This is a genomic window from Amycolatopsis sp. (assembly GCF_025464955.1).
Lineage (GTDB): Bacteria > Actinomycetota > Actinomycetes > Mycobacteriales > Pseudonocardiaceae > Amycolatopsis.
This window is the reverse complement of sequence record NZ_JAODNM010000154.1, coordinates 77,293-96,630: the sequence shown is the minus strand read 5'-3', so window position 1 is coordinate 96,630 and position 19,338 is coordinate 77,293. Positions and strand designations below refer to the sequence as shown.

21 protein-coding genes are annotated in these 19,338 nt (G+C 67.8%); 10 read left to right on the top strand and 11 right to left on the bottom strand.

Features of this window, described 5'->3' with window-relative positions; genetic code table 11:
• Positions 1-102: 102 nt before the first annotated feature.
• The 3 genes from JWQ81_RS39305 to JWQ81_RS39295 form a co-directional block, all read right to left on the bottom strand.
• A complete protein-coding gene (locus JWQ81_RS39305; protein WP_297549906.1) occupies positions 103-723 on the bottom strand; it encodes an L-threonylcarbamoyladenylate synthase in 621 nt (206 codons plus the stop codon).
• Between the two features lie 67 nt (positions 724-790).
• Positions 791-2,377 (bottom strand): tannase/feruloyl esterase family alpha/beta hydrolase, encoded by a 1,587-nt coding sequence (locus JWQ81_RS39300; protein ID WP_297549905.1) that lies wholly within the window; start codon positions 2,375-2,377, stop codon positions 791-793.
• Positions 2,378-2,514: 137 nt separating this feature from the next.
• Positions 2,515-3,216 (bottom strand): FadR/GntR family transcriptional regulator, encoded by a 702-nt coding sequence (locus tag JWQ81_RS39295; RefSeq protein WP_297549903.1) that lies wholly within the window; start codon positions 3,214-3,216, stop codon positions 2,515-2,517.
• Positions 3,217-3,309: 93 nt separating this feature from the next.
• On the opposite strand from JWQ81_RS39295, the gene JWQ81_RS39290 reads away from it, so the two are divergent.
• From JWQ81_RS39290 to JWQ81_RS39280, 3 genes are all read left to right on the top strand, one after another.
• The gene (locus JWQ81_RS39290) at positions 3,310-4,629 is read left to right on the top strand and encodes an MFS transporter (protein ID WP_297549901.1); all 1,320 of its coding nucleotides are present in this window, start codon (positions 3,310-3,312) and stop codon (positions 4,627-4,629) included.
• A gap of 121 nt (positions 4,630-4,750) precedes the next feature.
• A complete protein-coding gene (locus tag JWQ81_RS39285; RefSeq protein ID WP_297549899.1) occupies positions 4,751-6,004 on the top strand; it encodes a GDSL-type esterase/lipase family protein in 1,254 nt (417 codons plus the stop codon).
• A 100-nt stretch (positions 6,005-6,104) separates the two neighbouring features.
• The gene (locus JWQ81_RS39280) at positions 6,105-6,938 is read left to right on the top strand and encodes a class I SAM-dependent methyltransferase (protein ID WP_297549897.1); all 834 of its coding nucleotides are present in this window, start codon (positions 6,105-6,107) and stop codon (positions 6,936-6,938) included.
• Positions 6,939-7,023: 85 nt separating this feature from the next.
• Here the strand turns inward: JWQ81_RS39280 and JWQ81_RS39275 are convergent, their stop codons facing one another.
• From JWQ81_RS39275 to JWQ81_RS39265, 3 genes are all read right to left on the bottom strand, one after another.
• Entirely contained in the window at positions 7,024-7,476 is a 453-nt protein-coding gene (locus tag JWQ81_RS39275) for an SRPBCC family protein (RefSeq protein ID WP_297549896.1), read from the bottom strand.
• A 2-nt stretch (positions 7,477-7,478) separates the two neighbouring features.
• Entirely contained in the window at positions 7,479-7,808 is a 330-nt protein-coding gene (locus JWQ81_RS39270; RefSeq protein ID WP_297549894.1) for a metalloregulator ArsR/SmtB family transcription factor, read from the bottom strand.
• Positions 7,809-7,877: 69 nt separating this feature from the next.
• Complete coding sequence (locus JWQ81_RS39265) at positions 7,878-8,369, bottom strand: Lrp/AsnC family transcriptional regulator (protein ID WP_297549892.1); 492 nt, start codon at positions 8,367-8,369, stop codon at positions 7,878-7,880.
• Positions 8,370-8,497: 128 nt separating this feature from the next.
• Between JWQ81_RS39265 and pdhA the strand changes: the two genes are divergently transcribed.
• Genes pdhA through JWQ81_RS39250 form a run of 3 tightly spaced genes read left to right on the top strand, consistent with a single transcriptional unit; the run spans position 8,498 to position 11,875 of the window.
• Positions 8,498-9,595, top strand: coding sequence for a pyruvate dehydrogenase (acetyl-transferring) E1 component subunit alpha (pdhA, locus tag JWQ81_RS39260; protein WP_297549934.1), 1,098 nt, complete (start codon positions 8,498-8,500; stop codon positions 9,593-9,595).
• Positions 9,592-10,629, top strand: a complete 1,038-nt coding sequence (locus JWQ81_RS39255) for an alpha-ketoacid dehydrogenase subunit beta (protein WP_297549890.1) — start codon at positions 9,592-9,594, stop codon at positions 10,627-10,629. Before pdhA ends, JWQ81_RS39255 begins: the two co-directional genes overlap by 4 nt.
• Positions 10,622-11,875, top strand: coding sequence for a dihydrolipoamide acetyltransferase family protein (locus JWQ81_RS39250; protein ID WP_297549888.1), 1,254 nt, complete (start codon positions 10,622-10,624; stop codon positions 11,873-11,875). Before JWQ81_RS39255 ends, JWQ81_RS39250 begins: the two co-directional genes overlap by 8 nt.
• 30 nt (positions 11,876-11,905) lie before the next feature.
• Here the strand turns inward: JWQ81_RS39250 and JWQ81_RS39245 are convergent, their stop codons facing one another.
• Positions 11,906-12,574 (bottom strand): TetR/AcrR family transcriptional regulator, encoded by a 669-nt coding sequence (locus tag JWQ81_RS39245; RefSeq protein WP_297549886.1) that lies wholly within the window; start codon positions 12,572-12,574, stop codon positions 11,906-11,908.
• An 88-nt stretch (positions 12,575-12,662) separates the two neighbouring features.
• On the opposite strand from JWQ81_RS39245, the gene argG reads away from it, so the two are divergent.
• Positions 12,663-14,105: an argininosuccinate synthase gene (gene argG, locus JWQ81_RS39240; protein ID WP_297549884.1), complete on the top strand. Its 1,443-nt coding sequence runs from the start codon at positions 12,663-12,665 to the stop codon at positions 14,103-14,105.
• A gap of 115 nt (positions 14,106-14,220) precedes the next feature.
• On the opposite strand, the gene JWQ81_RS39235 is transcribed toward argG, so the two are convergent.
• Positions 14,221-14,538, bottom strand: coding sequence for a nuclear transport factor 2 family protein (locus JWQ81_RS39235; protein WP_297549882.1), 318 nt, complete (start codon positions 14,536-14,538; stop codon positions 14,221-14,223).
• 187 nt (positions 14,539-14,725) lie between these two features.
• A complete protein-coding gene (locus tag JWQ81_RS39230) occupies positions 14,726-14,992 on the bottom strand; it encodes a cupin domain-containing protein (protein WP_297549880.1) in 267 nt (88 codons plus the stop codon).
• Between JWQ81_RS39230 and JWQ81_RS39225 the strand changes: the two genes are divergently transcribed.
• Together JWQ81_RS39225 and JWQ81_RS39220 are read left to right on the top strand one after the other, a co-directional pair.
• The gene (locus tag JWQ81_RS39225) at positions 14,979-15,263 is read left to right on the top strand and encodes a hypothetical protein (RefSeq protein ID WP_297549879.1); all 285 of its coding nucleotides are present in this window, start codon (positions 14,979-14,981) and stop codon (positions 15,261-15,263) included. The two genes, JWQ81_RS39230 and JWQ81_RS39225, sit on opposite strands and share 14 nt — an antisense overlap.
• A gap of 3 nt (positions 15,264-15,266) precedes the next feature.
• A complete protein-coding gene (locus JWQ81_RS39220; protein WP_297549877.1) occupies positions 15,267-15,509 on the top strand; it encodes a helix-turn-helix transcriptional regulator in 243 nt (80 codons plus the stop codon).
• 38 nt (positions 15,510-15,547) lie between these two features.
• Here JWQ81_RS39220 and JWQ81_RS39215 read toward each other — a convergent pair whose 3' ends face one another.
• On the bottom strand, positions 15,548-17,746 hold the full coding sequence (locus JWQ81_RS39215) for a tetratricopeptide repeat protein (RefSeq protein ID WP_297549875.1): 2,199 nt from the start codon (positions 17,744-17,746) through the stop codon (positions 15,548-15,550).
• Between the two features lie 202 nt (positions 17,747-17,948).
• Positions 17,949-18,107, bottom strand: coding sequence for a hypothetical protein (locus JWQ81_RS39210; RefSeq protein ID WP_297549873.1), 159 nt, complete (start codon positions 18,105-18,107; stop codon positions 17,949-17,951).
• Positions 18,108-18,372: 265 nt separating this feature from the next.
• Between JWQ81_RS39210 and JWQ81_RS39205 the strand changes: the two genes are divergently transcribed.
• Complete coding sequence (locus tag JWQ81_RS39205; protein WP_297549871.1) at positions 18,373-19,326, top strand: hypothetical protein; 954 nt, start codon at positions 18,373-18,375, stop codon at positions 19,324-19,326.
• Positions 19,327-19,338: the final 12 nt, after the last annotated feature.

The window sequence follows — 19,338 nt, the reverse complement described above, 5'->3', positions numbered from 1 at the left end:
TGTACGAAACGTCCCCCGATACAAATGATTTGTACTAAACATCCCCCGAGTCGCTCGCCGTCGCAAGCACCCGACCGCCCCAGTCCTTGCAAAAGTGCGACGTTACTCGAAGAGCGAGGGGTCACCTGCGCCGTAGCGGACGATCTCCGGCTCCGCCAGGGAGAAGTCGATGACCGTGGTCGGCTCGGTGCCGCATTCGCCGGAGTCGATGACGGCGTCCACGACGTGGTCGAGCCGTTCCTTGATCTCCCAGCCCTGGGTCATCGGCTCTTCCTGGTCGGGCAGCAGCAGCGTGCTCGAGAGCAGCGGCTCACCCAGCTCCGCGAGCAGCGCCTGCACGACGGGGTGGTTCGGGATCCGCACGCCGACGGTCTTCTTCTTCGGGTGCAGCAGCCGGCGCGGCACTTCCTTCGTCGCCGGCAGGATGAACGTGTAGCTGCCCGGGGTCGACGCCTTGATCGCCCGGAACACGTTGTTGTCGATGTGGACGAACTGTCCCAGCTGCGCGAAGTCCTGACACACCAGGGTGAAGTGGTGCTTGTCGTCGAGGTGGCGGATCGAGCGGATCCGGTCGATGCCGTCGCGGTTGCCCAGCTGACATCCCAGCGCGAAGCAGGAGTCCGTGGGGTAGGCGATCAGGGCGTCGGCGCGCACCAGGTCGACCACCTGGTTGATCGCACGCCGCTGGGGGTTCTCCGGATGCACGTCGAAGTACTTCGCCATCCGTCGAGTTTAGGATCATCACCCGCTGTGATGGCGGTACCGCGCCCGCAACGGCGTGGCGACCCCGCTACGACGGCAGGTAGCTGGTGATCTTGCCGAGGTAGTCGTAGTGGCTGTTGAGTCCGCCCGGCGCGGCGTGCACCGGCGCCAGGGCGTCAGCCGGAGCGACCGTGCGGTCACCGGGCCCGTAGTCGGCCGTGATCCCGCCGGGTGCCGAGCTCTGCTCGACCCACGACATCAGCGGGGTCACGAAGTCCACAGTGGTCAGTGAACCGTCCGGGGCGAAGAGGCAGTGGTAGGTAGCGGGCAGCAGGTACAGCCGTGAGAACGACTGGCTGCTGTCGAACCCGCCGGCGGCACGTTCGACAGCGCCGTAGTAGTCGAGTGTGGACCAAACGGGGATCGCCTGGTCCGCCCAGCCGTGGTAGACGATGAGCTTGCCGCCGTGCGCCCGGAACGCCCGCAGATCGGGGTTGTTGGCGTTGTACAGCGTGCGGCCGAGGCGATCGAGGGCGTAGAACTCGGCATCGGTGAAGTGGACGTCGGCGAGCGTGAAGTTCGGCGGCGGGTTGCGGTCGAACGCCAGGTACTTGAAGTAGTTCAGCCCGATCCGGCTCGCGAAGGTGTCACCGGGAGCGGCGGTGTCGGCGGCGGGCTGGACCATCTCGCCCAGCCACGCGAGCTCGGAACCATAGGGCTCACCACCGTTGAACAGGCTGCGGCCATGGGAATCGGTCGGCCCGCGGTAGAACGCGCCTACGGCGGTGACCTGCGACGGGGTCAGGCACGCGGCGGTGTCGGTGGCAGCCGGGCAGCGCAGTGTCGCGGGGTCGAATCCGCACAGCCGCGGGTCGGCGATGACCCCGTCGGAGTTCCCGCACGCGGCGAGGACGGCCTTGTGGAGAGCAGGCAGCTTCTCGCCGGTGACGATCTGGTGCCCGGCGGCGTCGGTGTTGCTGCGGGAAAGCCACGCCGACAGCAATCCCAGCGGCGCTTCGTTGGCCGCGGGCGAGCCGGCGACGATGCCGTCGAAGTCTGCCGGATAACGCTGCGCGAGCATCAGCGCCTCACGGCCGCCGGTGGAGCAGCCGTCGAAGTAGGAGTAGGCAGGCGGCCTGCCGTAGTAGCGCGCGATCACCGCCTTGGACACCTGCGCCAGGCTGTGCTCGGACGTCCGCCCGAACACCACCCGCGCGCCAGGGTCGTGCTCGCCCCAGCTGGCGTCGTTCACGCTCGGGGCGGTGTGCCCCTCGTCGTCGGCTCCCACCACCAGCTCGCCCGTGTACTCCGCCGCGCAGGTCAGACCAGAAATCGTCATCGGCGGCGTCATCGCGGGAACAGCGCCGCAGTACGCGCTGCACCCCTCCTGCAGGTAGCGCCCCTGCCAGCTGGACACAGGGAGCTTGATCTCGAACCGCGTGTTCGGCGCGGTGACGCCTTTGACGTCGCAGTAGTCCTTGTGCAGCGCGGCATCGGTGACGGGTTGCGCCGAGGTGATCCGGCTCCCGACGTCCGGCACCGCGAAACCGGCCAACGACGCACAGCCGCGCACCGGAGGGATCGCCGACCCCTCCGCGACCGCCGCCGGAAACGGTGTCACCGCCACGGCGACGACCGCGGCCACCAGCCCTATCCGTCCGATCGAAAACCTCACGACGCCCCCTGACCACCGGCAGTTCCTGTCGGGTATGAGCCTGCCGGACACCCGCCGCCGCCCACATCAACCGATCTACCGATGCCCACCCTGGCCAACTCCGGCGACTGTTCCGAAGCGCAGGAGAGCTGGTGGTTTCAGGCCTCGGGATTCCACGTGAGCAGGCGGACCCGGCTGACCGTCTCGAGGTGTTCCTTCATTGCTGCTGCCGCAGCGGCGGCGTCCTGCGCTCGAATGGCCTCGGCGATACGCCGGTGCTGAGCCAGGGACTTCGGTGGGCGGTCCAGCTGCTGGAGCGACTCGTGTCGGCTTTCGGCGATTCCCTCACGGATTCCCTGCATGAAATCCGTGAGGAGAGTGCTGCGAGCGGCCGCGGCCACGGCGGCGTGGAACTGGCGGTCTCCATCTTCGCCCAGTTCGCCGTCGTCGATTTGGGTGCGCATGACCTCGAGCGCAGCTTCGATAGCGGTGAGATCGTCGTCGGTGCGTCGCAAGGCGGCCAGTTCGGCGAGCTTTGTTTCGATTGCTTCGCGGGCGTCGAGCACGTCGGGCAACCGGCGGCGGCGATCGACGAGTGCGGCCAGCGGTTCCGGGTCCAGGGAGCTGGTACGCAGATAGACACCGCCGCCGTGCCGGCTTTCGACCAGGCCTTGAACTTCGAGCACAACGACGGCCTGTTTGATGGAGGCGCGGCTTACCTGTAGCCGGTCGGCCAGTTCGCGTTCGGGTGGCAAGCGATCGCCCGCTTGCAGGCCCTCGCTAGCCACATGCTCACGCAACTGGGCCATGACCTGCTCGTACATCCGAGGACGGGTTACCGGGCGGAGCGAGTCGGACACAGTTATACAACCCCCTTGACAGGTCCTCGTGAGTCTAGCAGTGTTTTGGGTTACTGTCCTAGTGGACAAGTGGCTGAGCCAATGGAGGTAACAATGCCGGCACTCAATCCTGACCGGCGACACCGCAGGCGCGCGGTGATCGCCAGTACGGTCGGAACGACGATCGAGTGGTACGACTTCTTCCTCTACGCCACGATCGCCGCGCTGGTCTTCCCCAAGTTGTTCTTCCCGGGCAGTTCGACCGGTGCCGGTGTGCTGGCGTCGTTCAGCACGCTTTTCGTCGGGTTCGCCGCCAGGCCGGTCGGCGCAGCGATCTTCGGCCACTTCGGTGATCGGATCGGCCGCAAGGTCACGCTGGTTACGACGCTGCTGTTGATGGGATCCGCGACTCTCCTCATCGGGCTCCTGCCCGGATACTCCGCGCTGGGTTCAGCCGCCCCGCTGCTGTTGACCCTGCTGCGGGTCGTGCAGGGCATCGGTGTCGGTGGCGAGTGGGGTGGCTCGGTGCTGATGTCGATGGAGTGGGGCAGCGCGAAGAGACGCGGGTTGATGGCGAGCCTTCCTCAGCTGGGCGTCCCGCTCGGGCTGCTGCTGTCGACGACGCTCGTCGCGGCGACCGAGGCCATCAGCGGCGATAGCTTCGAGACCTGGGGCTGGCGTGTGCCGTTCCTCTTCAGCATCGTTCTGATCGGGATCGGGCTGTGGGTTCGGCTACGGGTGCAGGAGAGCCCGGACTTCACCGAGATGAAGAAGACGGGCGCGGTCGAACGCCGCCCGGTGTGGACGGCCATCCGGAAGCATCCGCGGGAAATCCTTACGTCGGCCTTCGTGCGGCTGTCCGAGCAGGCGCCGTTCTACCTGTTCATCACGTTCGTGCTGACCTACGGCACGAAGCATCTCGCGTTAGCGCGAGGTGAGCTGCTTAGGGACACGATGGTGGCCGCCGCGATCGGGCTCGTCACCGTGCCGCTGTTCGGGCATCTGTCCGACCGGTTCGGGCGGCGGTTCGTCTACGGCATCGGCATCGTCTGTACTGGCCTCTACGCGTTCCCGTACTTTGCCTTGCTGGACAGCCGTTCCTCGGGTGCGGCGCTGCTGGCGATCGTCGTTTCGCTACTGGTCCACGACATCCAGTACGGCCCGCAGGCGGCGCTGATCGCCGAAAGCTTCGGACCCAACGTGCGTTACAGCGGCGCCGGTCTGGGCTACCAGCTCGCTTCGGTCATCGCCGGCGGCCCGGCACCGCTCATTGCCGCGGCACTTCTGCAGGCCACCGGTTCCAGTGTCGGAATCAGCTGGTACATCGTCGGATGTGCGGTGATCTCACTGGTTGCACTCCTGCTGATGCCGCGCCGTGCCACGGCGGCCTCGGCGGAGTTTGCCGTCTCGGCCCCCGAAACGGCGAAGGCCTGACCTGGATACCTGTCCCAGCCGTCGAGGTGGACGCTCCCTCGGCTGGGATGAACGCCAATTCTCTTGATCAAAGTGGCTGATCCACTTGGCCAATGCCGCATTCTCGGGAGAGGACACCATCATGCGTTTGACTGGACGGACTGTCATCGTCGCCACGGTTTCCGCGCTCCTTGCCCTCTCGATCGTCAGCTCTGCGCCGGGAGCCGACCGGCCTCGAAGAGACTGGTTCACCTCATGGGCCGAATCACAACAAGGACTGGCCGCCGTGACACTGGAAAACCAGTCGGTGCGGATGATCACGCATTTGAGCCAGGGCGGCGACGCGATCCGCGTGCGGCTTCAGAACACCTTCGGAACCACCCCGCTCACCATCGACCGGACCACAGCCGGCCACAGCTCCGGGCAGGCCGCCGTGACCGACGTGCGGCCGGTGACGTTCGGCGGCCGTCGTTCCATCACGATCCCGCCCGGCGGCGACGTCTGGAGCGATCCGACCGGGCTCGTCACCAACCCGGACAGCGACCTCGCCGTCAGCACGTACGCCTCCGGTCGCATCGTCCCCGGCCGGCACGACAATGCCTTCCGGAATAACTACGTCACCGCGTCCGGCGCGGGGGAGCACACCGGCGACCCAGCCGGGACCGCCTACACCAGGACAGTGACAGCCACCTATCTCGTCAGCGCGGTCGATGTCCACAATCCAGCGCTGCAGGGAACGATCGTGCCGTTCGGCAGTTCCGTCGTCGATGGCACCGGTAGCACCAACTGCGGTCCCGGCTGCACGGAAACCGGGACCAACCGACGCTGGTCCGACGATCTGGCCCGCCGGATCACCGCGGAACTCCCACCCGGACAGCGTCTGGCGGTGGCCAACGCGGGGATCGCCGGTACGACCAGTTCCCCCGACTGCCCGCAGATGCCTGCGGTGTATCGGGGCCTGGACGCCGCTACGCGTCTCGACCGCGACGTTCTCGCGCTGCACGGCGTGACCGGCGTGATCTACTACTACGGTACGAACGACCTTGCCGACGGCTGCACGGCGGTCCCCATCCTGGATAGCTACCGGCAGGTTTTCTCGCGGCTGCGCGAAGCCGGGATCGCCGTCTACCTCACCCCCATCACGTCACGTCCCGGCTACACGGACCAAAACAACCGTGACCGGTACACCGTGGGTACTTTCGTCAAGCAGTGGAACAACTGCGCGGGCTCCTGCGACGGCGTCGTGGACTTCGATCAGGTGCTCAAGGACCCGCTCAAGCCCAACGCCATCAACCCGGCCTACGACAACGGCGACGGGATCCACGCCAACATCCCCGGCCAGCAAGCTCTCGCCGACTACGTATCCCTGGCGATGCTCAGAGCCTCCAGGTGGTGAAAGTGAGACACCTGGTGCGCCCGGGACCCGGGTGTGGGACTCGGCTCCGTCAGCGTGGGACTCGCGGCGTGCACATCGGAGAGATCGCTACGGTGGGCCCATGACCGCCTCCTCGGAATCGCTGCCCGGTGTCGGACGGACCGCTCTAGGCGTCGCAGGTCTGCGCGCGATGGAGAGCCGCAGGCCCGACAGGCTGTTCGACGATCCCTATGCACAAGCGTTCGTCGAAGCCGGGCGGGCGTTCTTCCCCGAAGTACCGGACTCCGCAAAGGACAAGTCCGTCGGTGCGTTGTTCTACGCGCACGTCGTGGTCCGCACCCGGTTCTACGACGAGTACCTGCTGCGCGCGGTCGCGGCAGGCTGCGAGCAGGTGGTGCTGCTGGCCTCGGGGCTGGACACCCGGGCGTTCCGGCTGACCTGGCCGGACGGCGTCCGCTTGTTCGAACTGGATCTTCCCGAGGTGCTGGAGTTCAAGGAACGGGTGCTCGCCGCCGAATCCGCGGCCCCCGGCTGTGTTCGCGAGGCCATCCCGGCGGACCTGCGCGAAGACTGGTCGGCGCTGCTGCTCGCCGCGGGCTTCCGGTATGACGCACCGACTGCGTGGCTGGTCGAAGGCTTGCTGATCTACCTCTCCCACGACGAGGCCACCCGGCTGTTGACCACCGTGGGTGAGCTGTCCGCGCCGGGCAGCCGGGTGTCGTTCGAACGGCGCACCAACAACAGAAACGGACTCGCGGCCCGCGTCCGCGCGATGCCCAGCGCGAGCGGGCTCACCACGCTGTGGAAGGGCGGACTGGGTTCCGAGGGGCCGGCCTGGCTGGCCGAGCACGGCTGGCAGACGGAGCTCCACGTCCAGTCAGTGCTCGCCGTCGAATACGGCCGCTCGGCCGCTGAGTTCTCCGACGGCGGGTTCGTCACCGCCGTCCGCAGCTGAGCGGACCGGCTCAGGCCGCTGCGTGCAGGTTCGTGGCCTGGAGGTCGTTCGCCGCGGGCTCAGCACCTTGCCGGCCGTCCTCGCGTCAGTACTTCGCCTCAACGGCCGCGGCGAACTCCGCAGCCAGGGTGTCGAGTTGCTGTGCGGTTCCGTGTTCTCGCCAATCGGGTTGCTCCTGGCCGGGGAGGTACATTCCGTGCTCGGTCAGCACTACTCGGGTTCCCTCGCCAGCTGCGGAGAACTCGACGCTGGTGACCGACACGGTCGACAACTGATCCCCGGAGTGCAGTGTCGACGTCGTGAGGATTCGTTCATTGGTGGCAATCTCGGCGTAGCGTGCCTCGTAGGTCAGCGCATGCCCCTCTCCGTCGTCCCCCTTGACGGTCTCGAGGCCGCCGACTTCGAAGTTCTGAGAGTGTTCTGCTCCTTGGGCCATCCAGCGCTTCCGTGCTTCCGGCGTCGCCCAAGCCTCGAACACCCGCTGGACCGAGGCCTGGTATTGGCGTTCGAGGGTGAACGTCGAGTGTGTTACGTCCATGATCATTTTCCCTTCAGATAGTCGTCGAGTCGATCAAGTTGCCGTTCGGACGCCGTGCGTTGACCGCTGAGCCACTGTTCGGCCTCGCGCAGCGCCACCGGTTCGATCCGGCAGGTGCGCACTCGGCCGACCTTCTCGGTCGCGATGACACCCGCCCCTTCCAGTACCTGCAGGTGTTGCATCACTGCGGGCAGGGACATCGCCAGCGGCTCGGCGAGCGCCTTGACGGTCGCCGGGCCACGGACCAGTCGTTCGACGATCGCTCGCCGGGTCGGGTCGGTGAGCGCCTGAAAGACACGGCCGACCGGATCGAGACCGGATTGGTTAGGCATGCGCTTAACCATTGCCGCCTGACCCGAAAAAGTCAAGAGGTTGCTTAACTATGTGACGGACAGCAGCCGCTACTCGCCGACTCCGGTCAGGGGGATCTCGTCGAGGATGAGCACGGTGTGGCTGGAGACCACGTTGGGCAGTGTCTGCAGCCGGTTCAGGACGAGGTCGCGCATGCCCTGCGCGTCATGCGCGCGGACCAGCAGCACGAGGTCGTGATCACCTGAGACGAGCGCGGCGTGCCATACCTCGGGGATCTCCCGGACGTGCTGCTGGACCTGTTTCCACGAGTGCTGGCTGATGTTGAGGTAGACGTACGCCGAGATCCCGTAGCCGTTGCGCTCCGGGTCGATCACCGCGCTGTACCCGGTGATGACGCCGTCGCGGTGCAGCCGCTCGACCCGCGAGTAGGCGCTGGCCCGGGAGATGTGCAGCTGCTGCGCGAGCACCCGCATGGACAGCCTGCCGTCGGCGCGGAGCTCGGTGACGATGCGCCGGTCGGTCTCGTCCAGCGGGGCAACTTGTCCAGCGCGCATGGGCCGGTCCGGGGGCTGAGTGGACATCTTGGGGACTATACGGCTGTCTAGAGTCAATTCGTCCGCCAGATTGCGTTGCTTCTAGAACATTGGTCCTCGGCTATGGAGTATTGGCGCACAGAGTGTCGCTCAGCCCCGTGGAGGATCCGATGACGATGACGAGTGTGCCGGCGGCCAGCCGCGAGCTTCTGCCCTCCACGTCGCCGCTCGGGCTGCTGACCGAGGACGGGCGCCCGGTGGCCGACCCCGGCCTGGTCATGCCCGCCGACGACGTCCTGCTCGACCTCTACCGCCGCATGGTCGTGGGCCGCCGGTTCGACCGCCAGGCCACCGCGCTGACCAAGCAGGGCCGGCTCGCGGTCTACCCCTCCTCGCACGGGCAGGAGGCGTGCCAGATCGGCGCTGTCGCCGCGCTGCGCGAGCAGGACTGGCTGTTCCCGACCTACCGCGACTCCGTCGCCATCGTGACCCGCGGCGTCGACCCGATCGAGACGCTGACCCTGCTGCAGGGCGGCTGGCATCTCGGGTACGACCCGTACGAGCACCGGGTCGGCCCGCAGTGCACCCCGCTGGCGACGAACACGCTGCACGCCGTCGGACTCGCCCACGCCGCGCGCTACCAAGGGGAGGACACCGTCGCGCTGGTCCTTCTCGGTGACGGTGCCACGAGCGAGGGTGACACCCATGAGGCGCTCAACTTCGCCGGGGTGTGGCAGGCGCCGGTGGTGTTCCTGGTGCAGAACAACGGGTACGCGATCAGCGTGCCGCTGAGCAAGCAGACCGCCGCGCCGTCGCTGGCCGCCAAGGGGATCGGTTACGGTGTGCCGGCCAAGTCGATCGACGGGAACGACGCCCCGGCGGTGTACACCACGGTCCGCGACGCTGTCGAGACCGCGCGAACCGGTGGCGGGCCGACGCTGATCGAGGCGATGACCTACCGCATCGAAGCCCACACCAACGCCGACGACGCGAACCGCTACCGCGACCCCGGCGAGGTCGCGGCCTGGCTCGGTCGTGATCCGGTGGACCGGCTCGAGCGCTACCTCACCGACACCGGCGTCCTCGACGCGACCAGCCGGGCGGCCATCACCGACGAGGCCGAGCGGTTCGCGTCGCGGGTGCGCGACGGGATGAACGTCGACCCCGAGGTCGACCCCGCCGAGCTGTTCGCTCACGTTTACGCCAGCCCCACTACCGCGTTGCGCGAGCAGGCCGCGCTGCTCGCCGCCGAGATCGCCGAGGACCAGTCATGACCACCCTGGAACGGCCGCTGGTCGGCACCGAGCAGCTGACGATGGCCGCCTCGCTCAACCGGGCGCTGTCCGACGCGCTGTCGGCCGACGACAAGGTCCTCGTCTTCGGCGAGGACGTCGGCCCGCTCGGCGGGGTGTTCCGCGTGACCGATGGGCTGGCCGAGAAGTTCGGCGAGCGCCGGGTGTTCGACACTCCGCTCGCGGAGTCCGGCATCGTCGGGACCGCGATCGGGATGGCGATGAACGGACTGCGGCCAGTCGTGGAGATGCAGTTCGACGCCTTCGCCTACCCGGCGTTCGAGCAGATCACCAGTCATCTCGCGAAACTGCGCAACCGCACGCGCGGCCGTGTGGGGCTGCCCGTGGTCATCCGGATCCCTTACGGCGGCGGGATCGGCGGCGTCGAGCACCACTGCGACTCCTCCGAGGCGTACTACACGCATACCCCCGGCCTGCGAGTCGTCACGCCGGGCACCCCGGCCGACGCCTACGACCTGCTGCGCGATGCGATCGAGTGCCCGGACCCGGTGATCTTCCTCGAACCCAAGCGCCGGTACTGGGCCAAGGGTGAGGTTTCCTTCGACCGCACGTCCGCGCCGATGGACCGCGCTGTCGTGCGCCGCGCAGGCAAGGACGTCACGCTCATCGCGTACGGACCGATGGTCACGACCGCGATGGAAACGGCCGAAGCCGCCGTCGAAGAGGGTTGGGACGTCGAGGTCGTCGACCTGCGCAGCCTCACCCCGTTCGACGACGAGACCGTGGCCGCGTCGGTGCGCCGGACCGGACGCGCTGTCGTCGTGCATGAGGCGTCGGGCTTCGGTGGCTACGGCGCGGAGGTGGCGGCCCGGCTGACCGAGCGCTGCTTCCATCACCTGCAGGCCCCGATCCTGCGCGTCACGGGCTTCGACATCCCTTACCCGGCACCGAAACTGGAGGAGTTCCACCTGCCGAGCGTCGACCGCGTACTCGACGCGATCGCGCGGCTGCAGTGGGACGACACCGCCGAACTCCCCGGAGGCCGCCGTGCCTGACTTCCTGCTGCCGGACCTCGGCGAAGGACTGACCGAGGCCGTCATCGTGCAGTGGCTGGTGTCCGCCGGGGACGTCATCGTCACCGACCAACCGGTGGTCGAGGTCGAGACGGCGAAGGCGACTGTGGAGGTGCCCTCGCCCTACGCCGGCGTCGTCACGACGTTGCACGGTGAAGCCGGCTCGACACTGCCAGTCGGTGCGCCGCTGATCACCGTCGGCGCCGCGACCGGCTTCACCGAGCCCGGGGTGGTGACCGCCGAAAAGGTCGAAGAGGGCAGCGGCAACGTCCTGATCGGCTACGGCACGTCGACGACCACCCGCCGCCGGCGTGGTACCCGCCGCGGACCGGCGAAGGCTTCGCCACCGACCGCGCCCGCTGCGCATTCGTCGGCCGGCTCGCTCGCGGTCATCTCCCCGCTCGTGCGGCGCTTGGCCAAGGAGAACGGCGTCGACCTGCGCACCGTGGAGGGCACCGGACCCGACGGCGTCAAACGCCGCGCCGATGTCGAGCGGGCGCTAGCCTCACGCACCGCGCCAGCCGCTCCTGTGCCTTCCTCCGAAGGCCGGCGGATCCCGTTGCGCGGCATCCGGAAGACGATCGCCGACAAGCTTTCGCTGTCCCGCCGTGAGATTCCCGAAGCGACCGTGTGGGTCGACGTCGACGCGACCGAACTGCTGGCCGCGCGCGTCGCGCTCAACGCGGCCGATCCCGCCCGCAAGGTCAGCCTGCTCGCGCTCGTCGCGCGGTTCACGTTGCTCGGGCTGGCGAAGTTTCCGGAGCTCAACTCGCGAGTCGAGGCCGACGAGATCGTCGTGCTCGACAACGTGCACCTGGGCTTTGCCGCCCAGACCGACCGCGGGCTGATGGTGCCGGTCGTGCGCGACGCCCACCGGCTGAGCACCCGATCGCTGTCCGCGGCGATCACCGAGAAGACCACCGCCGGTCGCGACGGCTCGCTGTCCCCGGCGGACCTGTCCGGTGGCACCTTCACCGTCAACAACTACGGCGTCTTCGGCGTCGACGGCTCGGCGGCGATCATCAACCACCCCGAGGTCGCCATCCTGGGTATCGGCCGCATCATCGACCGTCCTTGGGTCGTCGACGGCGTCCTCGCCGCGCGGAAGGTGTGCCAGCTGACCCTGGCGTTCGACCACCGCGCCTGCGACGGCGGCACCGCCGGCGGGTTCCTGCGCTTCGTCGCCGACTGCGTGGAATCGCCCATCACCGCCCTGGGCGAGCTCTAGCGACTTAAGGACTCGTGAGTGTGGGGTGTCTTAGTTTCTAAGAGACCGCAACTCGACGGCGAGTTGCGGTCTCTCGAGCCCACGCGTCGCTGCCGACTTCAGGATGAGATCGACACCGAACTCGAAGCGGCTGTCGAAGTCGCCGTCGGCGAGGTGGGGCAGCACCTGCAGCAGGGACCGATACCCGCCGGCCCCGAGCGCTGACCGCAGGGTTTCGGCGGTGTCTTCTGGCCTGCTCTGCTCTTCTTGGGTGAGCCCGAGCGTGAAGTAGATCAGCGTCCAGCACGTCCATCCGGCGGCGTGGTCGGCGAGCCCGCCGTCGAGCAGGGCGGTGACCACGGCGTCCGCGGCGGCCAGTGTCGCCGGTTCGGCCGCGAAGGTGCCGGTCACCACTCGGGCGCCGTCGCGGTGGGCGAGCAGGGCCTGCCGGTAGCGCCGGACGAGTACCGCCGTGCGCTCCCGCCAGTCCTCGGGCAGGTCGTCGAGATCGATGTCGGCGAGCACGGCGTCGGCCATCAGGTCGCGCAGCCGCGCCTTGGACTTGACGTGCCACGACACTGTGTTGAGCCGGACCCCGAGCCGCCCCGCGACGGCGCGCAGGGTCACCGCGTCGAGGCCGGACTCGTCCAGCAGCTTCAACGCCGCCCGGACGATCTCGCCGACGCGGCCGCCGGTCGCGGTGTCGTCCGAAGTGCCCACTTGCCGAAGTGTAGGTCAGCGACCAAGACATGTGATCACCCGCACCCCGATTGTATGATCATGCGACGGTATGCATATACTTCCGTTCATGTCCAAGGTGCTCACTTCCCTTCCTGTCAACGAACGAGTCGGCATCGCCTTCTCCGGCGGCCTCGACACGTCGGTCGCGGTCGCGTGGATGCGGGACAAGGGGGCCGTGCCGTGCACCTATACCGCTGATATCGGGCAGTACGACGAGCCGGACATCAGCTCGGTGCCCGACCGCGCCACCGCGTATGGCGCGGAGATCGCCCGTGTGGTCGACTGCCGCGCGGCGCTGGTCGAGGAGGGGCTCACCGCCCTGGCCTGCGGAGCGTTCCACATCCGGTCCGGCGGCCGTGTCTACTTCAACACCACCCCGCTCGGCCGGGCCGTCACGGGCACGCTGCTGGTGCGGGCGATGCTCGAGGACGACGTGCAGATCTGGGGCGACGGCTCCACCTACAAGGGCAACGACATCGAGCGGTTCTACCGCTACGGCCTGCTCGCCAACCCCTCCCTGCGGATCTACAAGCCGTGGCTGGACGCTGATTTCGTCAGCGAGCTCGGCGGTCGCAAGGAGATGTCCGAGTGGCTGGTCGCCCACGGCCTGCCCTACCGGGACAGCACGGAGAAGGCGTACTCCACCGACGCGAACATCTGGGGCGCGACCCACGAGGCGAAGTCGCTGGAGCACCTAGACACCGGGATCGAAATCGTCGAGCCGATCATGGGCGTGCGGTTCTGGGACCCGAGCGTCGAGATCGCCACCGAAGACGTCACGATCGGGTTCGACCGGGGACGCCCGGTCACGATCAACGGCAAGGAGTTCGGCTCCTCGGTGGACCTCGTGCTGGAGGCCAATGCCGTCGGCGGCCGGCATGGCATGGGCATGTCCGACCAGATCGAGAACCGGATCATCGAGGCCAAGAGCCGGGGCATCTACGAGGCGCCGGGCATGGCTTTGCTGTATGCGGCCTACGAGCGGCTGGTCAACGCGATCCACAACGAGGACACCCTCGCCAGCTACTACAACGATGGACGGCGGCTGGGCCGGCTCATGTACGAAGGCCGTTGGCTGGACCCGCAGGCGCTGATGGTTCGCGAATCGCTGCAGCGCTGGGTCGGCAACGCGGTCACCGGCGAGGTGACGCTGCGGCTGCGGCGAGGTGAGGACTACTCGATCCTGAACACCTCCGGGCCGGCGTTCAGCTACCACCCGGACAAGCTGTCGATGGAACGCACCGAGGACTCCGCCTTCGGGCCGGTCGACCGCATCGGCCAGTTGACCATGCGCAACCTCGACATCGCCGACTCCCGCGCCAAGCTCGAGCAGTACGCCGGACTCGGCATGATCGGCACCTCGCACCCGATGCTGACCAGCGGGCAGCCGACCTCGTCCGAGCTGATCGGTGAGCTGGCACTGGGCGGGGCCGAGGCGATCGCCTCCCGCGGTACCACCGACGACGCCGAGCTGCTGGACTACGCCGCCATGGAGTCCGGCACCGACTGACACACGGCCGGACAAAGGCGGGGCTGGGTCCGATCACGATCGGGACCAGCCCCGCCTTTGCGCCGCGCAACTCGCCGCCGACTTGCGAATCGTCAGCGGGAGCGTGTTGTCCGCGTCACCAGACGAGGGGAGTTCGGCGACGCCGACGAGGCCCGGCTTGGGCTTGATTTGCTCGTGTGGCACGGCCAGGCGCAGTTCGGGCAGCCGCCGCAGCAGCGCGGGCAGGGCGATCCGCAGCTCGACGCGCGGTGATCCGGTGACGCAGGCCCTGGATGGAGGACATGAAGCCCAGGTTCGCGGCCAGGATGGCCGGATGCCCTTGCAGCGGTTCACCGTTGTCGAACACCATCGTGGCGTCTTCGGCGAACAGTTCAAGTAACCCGTGCGGGTCCTTGCGATCGACATAACCGAAAATGTGCTGTGCGGTGGTCATTGCGGTCTCCTCTGGGCTTAGTGGGGGCGAATGGCGGGCGGGGCTTCGATCCGCGTGCCGTACTTCAGCGACAGCCCGGCGATGCGTTCGAAGTCGGCGGGTCCCATTGGCGCGGCCTGTTCGCCGGGGCGCGCCGGTATGCCGGCCTCGGTGAAGAACTCCTCGAAACCGCCCGGCGTAGCCAGAATCAGCGCGCGGGCGGATTGACGCCCGGATTCCTGAACCAGTGCGCGGTTCCGCGCGGCAGATAGACGAAATCGCCTGTCCGGACGACGGTTGTCTTCTCGCCCGCGGTGACCTCGAGGACACCGTCAAGCAGATAGAACGCCTCGTCCTGCCTGGTGTGCACATGTGGCGGTGGGCCGCTGCCCGGCGGCACGGACGCTTCGAGCAGTCCGAACGCGCCGCCGGTCGACTCCACGGTCGCCTTGACCGTGTACGTGTCTCCCACCACCCAGGTCGAAGGTCGCACCGACTTCACCGAGGACGAAGGCGACTTCGCGCACGAGCTGGTTTCCTTGCTGGGCCAAGGATTCCGCGCCGCGGGGGTGCGGACCAGGATGTCCGGAAGCACCTCGGCGCTATGGCCTGGGCTGATCATGCTCCTGCTCAACGTCGCCGAGCGCGTCCGGACAACGGGCGTGGATGCCAGCGCTTGCGTGCTTGGAGCGTCGGGCGACTGGATTCAGGTGCTCGCCTCGCCGGCGACAGGCGGCGGATCCTGACGGGTGGCAGTCATCCTGCAGGCCGCGACCGCACCGGCGGTCGCGCCGCTGATCTCCCTCGCCTACGGGCTCACCGCCCGCGAACGCGAGCTGACCGAGCTCGTCCTCCATGGCTGCGACACCGCCGGAATCGCCGCGCGGCTGTTCATCTCACGACACACCGTCCAGGATCATCTGAAGTCGATCTTCGCCAAGACCGGTGTCCGCAGCCGCCGCGACCTCGTGACCCGGGTTTTCGTACCGTAGGACCGGTTGCCCGAGCACTGACCGATCCCGTCTTCCGGCTACGCCATGCGCACGCGGGCCTCGCCGACCATGACCGGGTCGAGGCCGGCATGGGTTTGGTCCGCACGGTGCCACAGCTCCCGTGCGAGGTCGGCCGAGCCGTTCGCGGCGGCCACATTGCCCATCCCGGTATAGGCCCGAGCGGTTTCGTAGGTACTTCCGCAGGCTTTCGCCCGGTCAACCGCGTCCCGGTAGGCGCTTCTCGCGCGGTCGTGGTGGCCCGCGTGGAACCAAGCCCAGCCAAGGCAGTTGAGGGCCATGGTCGCGTCGAGGTCCAGCTTGAGCTCATCGAAGACGGTCAACGTCGTCGCGGCGAGCGACGCGGCTTCGGGAGCCCGTCCGAGTGCGACGAGCACGAGCGCACTGCCGCGGGCGGTGATCGCGGCGTTGCCGCGGTTGCCGGTCCGCTCGTAGAAATCCCGTGCCTGCTGGAAGTCTCTGAGCGCGACGGCGTGTTTGCCGCGGTAGTGATCGACCCACGCGCTGTGTGCCAGCGCGGTATTTTCCCCGTGAACGTCGCCGAGCCGCTGGTACAGCACGAGTGCGTCGCCGAAACAGGTGGACGCCTCGTCGAGGTCGCCGCGATCGACAAGTCCGATGCCGAGATTGGCCGTCGTGGTCGCCAGTGCCCAGGTGTCGCCGAGTTCGTCGGCCGACCTGAGAGCCCATCGATGCGTCGCGATCCACGGATCCCACAGCTTGGCTGTGAAGAAGAAGCTCCGCAGGAAGAACGCGAGTTGCCAGCATCGTTCGTGCTCGCCCCGCTCACCAGCCACCCGGCACAGCTCGACCAGGCCCACCCACTCGGTACGGAACCAGCCAAGAGCCATGTCATCGTCGTCCAAGCGCACCGTTTCGGGCACCTCCGGGCCGAACTCGATCTCGGGCCGGAAACGTTGTGGCGCAAGCAGTCGATCCGCTTGCGAAGCAGTTCGCACAGCGAAGTCCATCAGCCGCCGAAAGGCCGCCGAGGCTTCCTGCGCAGGCAAGGCGGCGAGCACGGTTTCGCCGGCGAACACACGCAGCAGGTCGTGGAACCCGTACCGGTCCATTTCGGGCTGGTTGAGCAGGTAAGCGTCGTGCAGTCGTTCCAGCTGCCGGTCGGCCTCGCGCAGGGAAACAGCGGCCAGCGAACTCGCGGTGTGGACATCGAAGTCCGTGCCGGGGTACAGGGCGAGCAGTCCGAAAAGCCTGGTTTCGGCGAGGCTGAGCTGCCGCACGGACAGCTGGAACGCCGCGAACAGTGAGCGTTCGCCGTCGTCCAGCTCGCCCAGCCGCTCCGCTTCGGCGCCGAGTCGCCTGTCCAGCTCGCCGACGTCCCAACTCGGGTGGGCACGCAGCCGGGCCGCGGCGATCCGGATCGCCAGCGGCAGCCCGGCGCAGTGTTCGACCACTCGGGTGACGACCTCGCCAGGCGGGCATCCGGTGAGCGAGAGGAACAGTTCGACGGCCGCGGGCTGATCCAGTGGATCCAGGGAGATATGCCGGGCGTCATCCAAGGAGCTCAGCCTGGACCGGCTGGTGACCAGTACCCGGCATTTCGGTTCGGCAGGCAACAGTGATCGCACTTGCGCCGCGTTCGCCGCGTTGTCCAGGACCAGCAGCAGGCTGCGTCCGCGCAGCCGCGATCGGTACAACGCCGCACGGTCGTCCGGATCTGCCGGGATCCGGTCGGCCGGGACGTCCAGTACGCGGAGCAGCCGGTCCTGTACGGCCGCCGGGTCGGTTGCCTGCTCGTCGGGACTGGCCCCACGCAGATCGACGAACAGGGATCCGTCGGCGAACCCGGCTTCGAGGCGGTGAGCGCAGCGGATCGCGAGCTCGGTCTTGCCTACGCCGCTCATGCCCGAAACCACGCAGACCCCACCGTCCGCCTCCAGCGCGTCTCGGATGGCTTGCACCTCCGTGGTCCGGCCGGTGAACACGGTCGCCGCGGCGGGCAACCACGACGGTCGGACGTCCGGGCGGGTCCTGCGTCGTACTGGCGTCTGCGGCAGCACCGCGGTCAGCGCCCCGGTTGCTCCGAGTTCGGACTCACAGAGCGCGGCCAGTGCGGGATTCGGCGTGGCGAGCCCGGTTTCCACCTTGCTCAGATAGCCCTTGCTGTAGTGGGTGCGTTCGGCCAGTTCGGCCAAGGAGAGACCGGCCGATCGACGAAGGCGCCGCAGTTCGGCGCCGAAGGTCGCTCGTTCGTTCATCAGCCCCCATCCCTGTCGGATGGCCAGTATGGCTGCACGGACGGCCTTGCCACACCGCCGTGAAGCCACCCTGGGGCCGGCCAGGTCCGCGGACCTGGCCGGCGGCTGTGCGCACAGCCCGTGGTCGTCAAGCATGTCCGGCCTCAGCCGAACGTGCGGGTCAGCAGGGACACGATCAGTTCGATGATGTGCGTCTGCATGCTCAGCTCGCCTCCTCTCCGTGGATGGTGACCACGGGGGCGACCCGGTCCGGCGGGGCGATCCCAGGCGTGCCGCCCAGTGCTACGCCGACGACGAAGGCGAACACCGACAACCAGAAAACCAGCCGCAGGAGCAGCGAAAACGAACACATGACCTTCAACTCGACTCCTCCGGGACAACGCGCCAGGGCACCACTCGAGAACACGGGAAATCCGTGGCTTTTCAGGGTTTTCGCCGCTCAATCGGGCGGCTAACCAAGAATGCGATGCCCATCGAGGGGCGACAAGGAGTTTCCTGTTTCCACCAACGGGAGGAAACAAGAAACCACGAAATAACGATCCAGGTTGTATTCCATGATCTGCTGGACACCGGTGGCCCGGCTGACCACTATTGACGATCGTGCGTGTTCCCGGTGGGGAGGACAGGTGGGCATCAGCGCGACGGCAGTCGTCGGTGAATTGAAGCTTCTTCGTAAGGGAAGGGGGATCTCGGCAGCTCAACTCGGCGAACGCGTCGGGCCGGCCTTGCGGGCTGTCTTCGGTATTTCCGAGGATGAGGACACCGCGGAAATCCGACGAAAGACTTCCGAGTGCTTGCGTGCTTTCGCCGCGCCGCTGCCGGAAGACCTGCGGACGGCGGTGCTCGCCGCGTTCGGGCTCCACGAGGACGCGCGGAACCCCTTCTACCAGGACCGGGTGCGTTGGGTGGCCCAGACGCTCGACCGTGACGTCCGGACGGTGCGCCGCCGCATCGACGAGGGTATCGAGCAGGTCGCGGAGCTCGCGGTGGCCGCTGAATCGGAACCGCCGGCGCGGCCCTACCCGAGTCGCAGCTGGCATACCGAAGAGCTGAGGGTGTCACTGGCCCTCGACCAGCCGGTGCCGGAGGCGTTCGAGTTCCGCCGGGTGGTCGCCGATGCCGAGGACATCGCCGAGCTCGACCTGGCGCTGACCCTGACCGATTCGGTGGAAGACGGGCGTTCGTTCAGGGACGACGAGCTGGACGTCGACGTCTTCCACGGCGGGTTGCTCACCGGCCGCGTGATGGAATCCAGCGACCGGGTCGGCCTCGCCCTTCAGCTGCCCGCGCCGCTTCGCCTCAAGGAACGGCACGAGATCCTGCTACGGTTCCGGGCCGTTCTGCGGCAGCCGCACTACGTGTGCGTGCCCCGGCATCCGGTCGACCTGTTCGACCTGAACATCCGTTTCCCCCGGCCGGGTCCGGTGGAGATCGTCCAACTGGAGAAGGTGCTTCAGAACGACGCGCGAGATCACCAGTCGCGAGGGGTGACCCTGACGCCCGACGACTCGGGTGAGGTGCACGTCCAGTTCCGCCATCTGGCACCGGGTTTCGCGTACGGGGTACGCTGGCAGCCCTAGTGCCGGTCGTGG

Bases quoted from the DNA above. Each gene is read 5' to 3' on its own strand.
- JWQ81_RS39305 (WP_297549906.1), bottom strand. From the start codon at position 723: ATGGCGAAGTACTTCGACGTGCATCCGGAGAACCCCCAGCGGCGTGCG.
- JWQ81_RS39290 (WP_297549901.1), top strand. From the start codon at position 3,310: ATGCCGGCACTCAATCCTGACCGGCGACACCGCAGGCGCGCGGTGATC.
- JWQ81_RS39285 (WP_297549899.1), top strand. From the start codon at position 4,751: ATGCGTTTGACTGGACGGACTGTCATCGTCGCCACGGTTTCCGCGCTC.
- JWQ81_RS39280 (WP_297549897.1), top strand. From the start codon at position 6,105: ATGACCGCCTCCTCGGAATCGCTGCCCGGTGTCGGACGGACCGCTCTA.
- JWQ81_RS39275 (WP_297549896.1), bottom strand. From the start codon at position 7,476: ATGGACGTAACACACTCGACGTTCACCCTCGAACGCCAATACCAGGCC.
- JWQ81_RS39270 (WP_297549894.1), bottom strand. From the start codon at position 7,808: ATGCCTAACCAATCCGGTCTCGATCCGGTCGGCCGTGTCTTTCAGGCG.
- JWQ81_RS39265 (WP_297549892.1), bottom strand. From the start codon at position 8,369: ATGTCCACTCAGCCCCCGGACCGGCCCATGCGCGCTGGACAAGTTGCC.
- pdhA (WP_297549934.1), top strand. From the start codon at position 8,498: ATGACGAGTGTGCCGGCGGCCAGCCGCGAGCTTCTGCCCTCCACGTCG.
- JWQ81_RS39255 (WP_297549890.1), top strand. From the start codon at position 9,592: ATGACCACCCTGGAACGGCCGCTGGTCGGCACCGAGCAGCTGACGATG.
- argG (WP_297549884.1), top strand. From the start codon at position 12,663: ATGTCCAAGGTGCTCACTTCCCTTCCTGTCAACGAACGAGTCGGCATC.
- JWQ81_RS39235 (WP_297549882.1), bottom strand. From the start codon at position 14,538: ATGACCACCGCACAGCACATTTTCGGTTATGTCGATCGCAAGGACCCG.
- JWQ81_RS39215 (WP_297549875.1), bottom strand. From the start codon at position 17,746: ATGAACGAACGAGCGACCTTCGGCGCCGAACTGCGGCGCCTTCGTCGA.